The following is a 5,062-nucleotide window of genomic DNA, read 5'->3' as shown; positions in this document are numbered from 1 at the left end:
ATGATTATCCGGCTGCCGTTGTCGACGGGGACCCCGTATGACGGGCACCGGGCCCAGGCCCCGTTCGAGCCCCGCTCGCTGGTGGCGCGCCGTGGTCATGCGCTGCCCGTCACGTCCGGACCGGACGCAGCATGACGGCGGTCCTCGTCGTCGACGACGACCCGCATCTGCTCAGGGCCCTCCGGATCACGCTCCAGGCCAACGGCTACGCCGTCACCACCGCCGTCGACGGGACCTCAGCACTGCTGGCGGCCACTCAGAACCCGCTCTCACTCATCATTCTGGACCTCGGCCTGCCTGACATTGACGGGACCAGCGTCCTCAAGGAGCTGCGCGGCTTCAGCAGCGTGCCGGTTCTGGTGCTGTCCGCCCGGCACGGCTCCGAGGACAAAGTTGAGGCGCTCGACGCCGGCGCGGATGACTACATCACCAAACCGTTCGGCCTGGACGAGCTCCTGGCCCGGCTGCGGGCCCTGCTGCGCCGCAGCGTCGAACCGGAACACGAATCAGTGGTCAGGACCGATGCCTTCACCGTGGACCTTGCCAAGCACCGGGTGACCAGGGACCACGAGGACGTCCGGCTGACCCCCACGGAATGGAAGATTCTGGAGGTTCTGGTCCGCAATCCGGAAAAGCTCATCACCCAGCAGCAGCTGCTCTCCAGGGTCTGGGGTCCGGCCTACGCCAAGGAGACCAACTACCTCCGGGTTTACATGGCGCAGCTGCGGCGCAAGCTGGAGCCGGATACCGCCAGCCCGCGCCACCTGCTCACCGAGGCCGGCATCGGCTACAGGTTCATGCCCTGAGTCCCGCTGACACGCTGGCGGTCGATGACACTGACGTTTCCCTCCAGGCAACCCGGCAATGGATACTGGGGCAATGACTAATCGCAGCCCGCTCAACAGGGACGATGCCGGTCCGTCGCCACTGCCTGAGATCCCGGCGCAGCTGCGGGCCGTCCTGAACGGAATCCCGGCACTCGTGGGCTATTGGGACACGGGACTCCGCAACCGCCTGGCCAACGACGCCTACTGCGAGTGGTTTGGTTTCGCACCCCAGCAGCTTCACGGCATGCATGTCCGGGACGTGCTCGGCGAGACCGTCCTGGAGGCCAACCTGCCGCACATCGAGGGAGCGCTCGCCGGGAAGCGGCAGCAGTTCGACCGGACCCTGGTGGATGCCGCGGGCCAGTCCCGCTTCACCGAGGTGACCTACACCCCCGATACCCAGGACGGCGCGGTGCAGGGCTTCTTCGTCCTGGTCACGGACATCACCGAGCGTGTCCTGGCCGACCGGCGCCGGCAACGGGACATGGACCGGTACCGCGCCCTGGCGCGGAGCGTCCCCGGCGTCTTTGTCCTCCTCTTCGACGCCGAGCTGCGCTACCTGATCGCCGAAGGCCAGGAGCTGGAGACCTTCGGCTACCGCAAGGAAGAGCTCGAAGGCCAGCGCATCCAGGACGTGCTCAAGGGCAATCTCGCCAGCGAGCTCGAGCCGCGCTACCTCGCTGCCCTCGCCGGCCGCGAGGTGTCCTGGAGCCGGCAGATCGGCCACCGCACCTACCGGCTGAACGCCGGGCCGGTCTACTCCGACGACGAGGCCGCGGCCGGCATGGTGGTGGCGGTTGATATAACCGAGCGCCTGCAGCAACAAAAAATTTGGGAGGCTTTGCACGAGATAGCCACCGAAGTTGCCCGCAACGCGGCCCCCGCAGCCATCTCTGAGCGGGTCGCCGCGATTGTCCGCGACCTGTTCAACGTCGATTCCGCCGCCGTCGTCCGTTTCACGGGCGCATCCTCGGCGGAAATCGTCGCCATGGCGCCGACGCTGCCGCCGACGCTGAGCCGGCGGCAGATCTTCTCCCCGTCGGACGAGCCGGCCCTGGTTCGCTACCGGGCGGAAGGTGGACAGGCAGCGGAGCAGATGCGCGCAGGCGGCTTCCAGTCTGCGGCGGCGGCGCCGATCCGGGTCCGCGGCAGCCTGTGGGGCGCCGTGAGCCTGACGTCGAAGTCGCGCACCGGGGTCACGGAGGCGATGATGGAGCGGCTGGCCCAGTTCGCGGAGCTCGTCGAGATCGCCATCGGCAACACGGAGGCCCGGACCGACCTCGAACAGCAGGCCACTACCGATGCCCTCAGTGGCTTGCCCAACCGGCGGGCCTTGGAACGGCACCTCGCCGAGCATGTTGCGCAGTCCCGGACCCGCGGGACAAGCCTGAGTGCCGTCGTCCTGGATATCGACCACTTCAAGAGGGTCAACGACACTCACGGCCACCTGACGGGCGACGTGGTCCTGGCGGAGGTCGCGGCCAGGCTCCGGGCGGTCGCCCGCGCCGAGGAGATCGTGGCCCGATTCGGCGGCGAGGAGTTCGTGTGGCTGCTCCCGGAGACGGACGGTGCCGAGGCCCTGCGCGCCGCCGAACGCGCCCGCAAGGCCATCGCGTCCGAACCGTTCGGGGAGGTTGGTTTCCTGACGATCTCCGCCGGAGTCTGCGAGCAAAGCGACGCCGCGGCCGGCTCGCTCCTGGACTGCGCGGACCGGGCCCTGTACGAGGCCAAGAACGGCGGCCGCAACCGCACGTCCCGCTACGGCCACGCCAGCCCGGCGGTTCAGCCTGCCCCGGCCGGGCCGGCACGGAGCAGCCCGGCACAGAACGGGCCGGCACAGAACGGCCAGGCGCGGGACGGCGCTGACACACTCGGAGCCTAGATCCCGCGGGGAGCCTAGACGAAAGCGGACTTTCCCGTCACGGCCCGCGCCACGATCAGTGAATTGATTTCGTAGCTGCCCTCATAGGTTTAGAGAATCTCGGCGTCGCCGAAGAGCTTGCCCATCTCATAGTCGCTGCTGATGCCGTTGACGCCCATGAGGGACCGCCCCATCGCCACCGAGGCACGCGCCAGCCGCGTGGTGGTCGCTTTGGCCATGGCGGCCTGGACCATCTCGAGCTTGCCCTCTTCCTGGATGCGCGCCAGCTGGGCCATCAGGGCCAGGGAGGCGGTCGCGTTGCCCAGGATCTCGGCGAGCTGTTGCTGGATGAGCTGAAAGCGGGCCAGTTCCTTGCCGAACTGGCGGCGCTTCAGCGAATAGGCGCGCGCGACGTCGAACGCGGCCAGCTGGATGCCGGCACCCTGCCAGCCCACCCAGGCCCGCGAATCGCGCAGGAGCTCGTTGGCCTTGGAGAAGCTGGTGGCGCCGGGCAGCAGGTTGGCCGCCGGGATCCGGACCTCGTCGAGGACGATGTCCGCGTTCTGCATGATGCGCAGGCCGATCTTGTTGGCGATCTTGGTTGCGGTGTAGCCCGGACGGTCCGTCTCCACGATGAAGCCCTTGATGTGCTGGTCAGCGACGTCCCGGGCCCACACGAGGGCGAAGTCCGCGATGGTGCCCGCGCCGATCCAACGCTTGGCGCCGTTGAGGACCCACTCGTCGCCGTCCAGCCGCGCAGTCGTTTCCAGGCCGCCGGCGATGTCCGAGCCGTGGTCCGGCTCCGTCAGGGCGAACGCCCCGAGCTGGGTGAACGCGGTGAGGCCAGGGAGCCAGCGCGCCTTCTGTTCCTCCGAGCCGAGCTCGTCGATCATGCCGACGATCAGCTCGTTGTGGATCCCGACGAGCGCCGAGAGGGACACGTCGGCGCGCGCCACCTCGACATACATGAGCCCCTTGAAGAGCTTGGACGTGCCGTCCGTCTGCAGCCCGCCCAAACCGTATTTGCCGAGTTCGGCGAGCAGCCCGAAGGGAAACTCCTCGCGGTTCCAGTAATCGATTGATGCGGCCCGGATCCGGGACTGCAGGAATTCCCGGACCTCCTGGTAGCGGAGCTGTTCGTCCGGCGGCAGCAGGTCCACGATGTACATGAGGTCGGCGTCGGGAAACGGCGGCTCCGCCGCGGCTTCGGATGCGGCGCCCGCGGTAGCGGATTCCGCCGTGTCTGATCCCGCTGTGTTTTCCGCTGTATTTGATTCGGCTGTATTTGATTCCGCTCTCGCGGCCGGTCCGCTGGCACGTCCTTGTGGCTGCACGGGCACGTATCCCTTCGTCATGCAACGCCTGCAGAGCAGCGCCGCCCTTCCAAACCCTTGGATGTCCTAGTATATTGCACAGTGACGGGGATCACTAGGCAGGCACCGTGCCGGGCCGGTGGATCCCAGGCAACGGCGCCGTGCCACCGCCCGCCCGGAACGGCAGCGCCCGAGGACTTCGAAAGGTGCACCATGACCGTGACTGAGGAATTCCGGGCCGCAAGGGACCGGCTGCTGGCCCTGCGCGGGGACTACGACGGCGCCCGCAACGAATTCCAGTGGCCCCGCTTCGAGGAGTTCAACTTCGCCCTGGACTGGTTCGACCAGCTCGCCGCGGACCCGGCCAAGGCGGATAAGCCTGCGCTGGTGATCGTTGAACAGGACGGGTCCGCGACCCGGCGCAGCTTCGCTGACCTCTCCCGGCGCTCGTCCCAGGTGGCCAACTGGCTGCGCGGGGCAGGTGTGCGGCGCGGGGACCGGATGATCATCATGCTCGGCAACCAGGTGGAGCTCTGGGAACTGATGCTGGCCGGCATCAAGCTGGGGATCGTCATGATTCCCACCACCACGCTGATGGGACCGGCCGACCTCCAGGACCGGGTGGAGCGCGGCGGTGCGGCCTGGGCCGCCGTCGGCAGTGCCAACATCGCGAAGTTCGCCGACGTCGCCGGCCAGTACACGCTGATTGAGGTCGGCGCCAGCGCCGGGGACCCCGCCGCTGCCCAGGCCAATGCCCTGCAGTACTACGGCGCGGATGCTGCCGCGGCCGGTACGGATTTCACCCCCGACGCCCCCACCCTGGCCGACGAGACGCTCCTGCTGTACTTCACCTCGGGCACCACGTCCAAGGCCAAACTCGTCGAACACACGCACACCTCCTACCCGGTGGGACACCTGTCCACGATGTTCTGGATCGGCATGGAACCGGGCGACGTGCACCTCAACGTGGCTTCTCCGGGCTGGGCCAAGCACGCCTGGTCCAATGTGTTCACCCCCTGGATCGCCGAGGCGTGTGTGTTCATCTACAACTACGAACGCTT

General features: G+C 67.9%; 3 protein-coding genes and 1 pseudogene. 3 read left to right on the top strand and 1 reads right to left on the bottom strand.

Annotated elements, in window-relative coordinates:
* The first annotated feature begins 131 nt into the window (after positions 1 to 131).
* Together LQV45_RS17420 and LQV45_RS17415 are read left to right on the top strand one after the other, a co-directional pair.
* Complete coding sequence (locus tag LQV45_RS17420) at positions 132 to 806, top strand: response regulator (RefSeq protein ID WP_230008106.1); 675 nt, start codon at positions 132 to 134, stop codon at positions 804 to 806.
* 73 nt (positions 807 to 879) lie between these two features.
* Complete coding sequence (locus LQV45_RS17415; RefSeq protein WP_230008105.1) at positions 880 to 2,709, top strand: diguanylate cyclase; 1,830 nt, start codon at positions 880 to 882, stop codon at positions 2,707 to 2,709.
* A gap of 14 nt (positions 2,710 to 2,723) precedes the next feature.
* Here LQV45_RS17415 and LQV45_RS17410 read toward each other — a convergent pair.
* A pseudogene (locus LQV45_RS17410) lies at positions 2,724 to 3,857 on the bottom strand (acyl-CoA dehydrogenase family protein).
* A gap of 357 nt (positions 3,858 to 4,214) precedes the next feature.
* Between LQV45_RS17410 and LQV45_RS17405 the strand changes: the two are divergent.
* The coding region (locus LQV45_RS17405) for an AMP-binding protein (protein ID WP_230008104.1) at positions 4,215 to 5,062 on the top strand (848 nt) is incomplete at its 3' end.

The sequence above is a fragment of the Microbacterium sp. Bi128 genome (assembly GCF_918698205.1).
The sequence above is the reverse complement of the archived record's forward strand: the minus strand, read 5'-3'. Positions and strand labels throughout refer to the sequence as shown.

Excerpts from the sequence above, each read along its gene's own strand:
- LQV45_RS17415 (WP_230008105.1), top strand. The coding sequence starts at position 880 with ATGACTAATCGCAGCCCGCTCAACAGGGACGATGCCGGTCCGTCGCCA.
- LQV45_RS17420 (WP_230008106.1), top strand. The coding sequence starts at position 132 with ATGACGGCGGTCCTCGTCGTCGACGACGACCCGCATCTGCTCAGGGCC.